The 1632-nt window shown below is 73.1% G+C and carries 1 protein-coding gene; it reads left to right on the plus strand.

What is annotated here, in order from left to right; translation table 11 throughout:
* Positions 1-1632, plus strand: a 1632-nt coding sequence (locus tag FRW57_RS21370; RefSeq protein ID WP_152187012.1) for a DEAD/DEAH box helicase, incomplete at both ends; no start/stop codon positions are given.

Consider the following 1632-nt stretch of genomic DNA (forward strand, 5'->3'; position numbering starts at 1 on the left):
CCAGCCCGACGTCAGCGTCGCGGTCCGCAGCGGCGACACCCCGGCGGGCGAGCGTCGCGCGTTCGCCCGCCGCCCCTCCGACGTCCTGATCACCACGCCCGAGTCGCTCTTCCTGCTGCTGACCTCCCAGGCACGCGAGGCGCTGGCCGGCGTCGAGACGGTCATCGTCGACGAGATCCACGCGGTGGCGGGCACCAAGCGCGGGGCCCACCTCGCGTTGAGCCTCGAACGGCTGGACGCGCTGCTGGACAAACCCGCCCAGCGGGTCGGCCTGTCGGCCACGGTGCGTCCGGTCGACGAGGTCGCCCGGTTCCTCGCGGGCGGGCGGCCGGTGACCACCGTGCAACCGGAGTCCACCAAGGAGTGGGACCTCGACGTCGTGGTGCCGATCGCCGACATGGACGCCATCGGCCAGGTGGACGACGACCTGTCCGGCCCTGCCTCCGGTGAGCCGCAACGTGCGTCGATCTGGCCGCACGTCGAGGAGCGCATCGTCGACCTGGTCGCGGCACACCGGTCCACCCTGGTCTTCGCCAACTCCCGGCGGCTGGCCGAGCGGCTCACCGCTCGGCTCAACGAGATCTGGGCCGACCGGCTCGAGCAGGCAGCTGTCGAGGCGGCCAGCGGGCCAGCCGACGACGACGACCGCAACGGCGAGGACGCCACGGGCGTCGACCCGTCCGACCCGCATACACGCTCCACCCCCGCGCAGATCATGGCCCAGTCGGGCCAGGGCAGTGGTGTTCCCGCAATCCTGGCGCGTGCCCACCACGGCTCGGTGAGCAAGGAGCAGCGCGGGCTCATCGAGGACGACCTCAAGGCCGGCCGGTTGCCCGCCGTGGTGGCCACCAGCTCGCTCGAGCTCGGCATCGACATGGGGGCGATCGACCTCGTCATCCAGGTCGAGTCCCCGCCCAGCGTGGCGAGTGGGCTGCAGCGGGTCGGCCGCGCCGGCCACCAGGTGGGCGCCGTCTCGCGCGGCGTGCTCTTCCCGAAGTTCCGCGGTGACCTGGTGCAGACGGCCGTCGTGGTCGAGCGGATGCGGGCCGGTCAGATCGAGGCCCTGCGGGTGCCCGCCAACCCGGTCGACGTGCTCGCCCAGCAGGTCGTCGCGATGTGCGCCATGGACGACTGGCCGGTCGACGACCTCGAGTCGCTCGTGCGCCGCGCCGCGCCGTTCGGGGCCCTGCCGCGGTCCATCCTCGAGGCGGTGCTCGACATGTTGTCCGGGCGCTACCCGAGCGACGAGTTCGCAGAGCTGAGACCGCGACTCGTCTGGGACCGCGTCACCGGGGTGCTCACCGGCCGTCGCGGAGCCCAGCGGCTCGCAGTCACCAGCGGCGGCACCATCCCCGACCGTGGGCTGTATGGCGTGTTCCTCGCCTCGTCCGAGGGATCGGGCCGCCGCGTCGGCGAGCTCGACGAGGAGATGGTCTACGAGTCGCGCGTGGGCGACGTCTTCATGCTCGGCACCTCGTCCTGGCTGATCGAGGACATCACCCACGACCGGGTGCTCGTGACCCCGGCGCCCGGGGTGCCCGGCCGGCTGCCGTTCTGGAAGGGCGACACCGTGGGCCGGCCCGCCGAGCTGGGGCGCGCGGTGGGCGCGTTCGTCCGCGAGATCGTCGCGCT

The organism is Segeticoccus rhizosphaerae (assembly GCF_009192725.1).
Lineage (GTDB): Bacteria > Actinomycetota > Actinomycetes > Actinomycetales > Dermatophilaceae > Segeticoccus > Segeticoccus rhizosphaerae.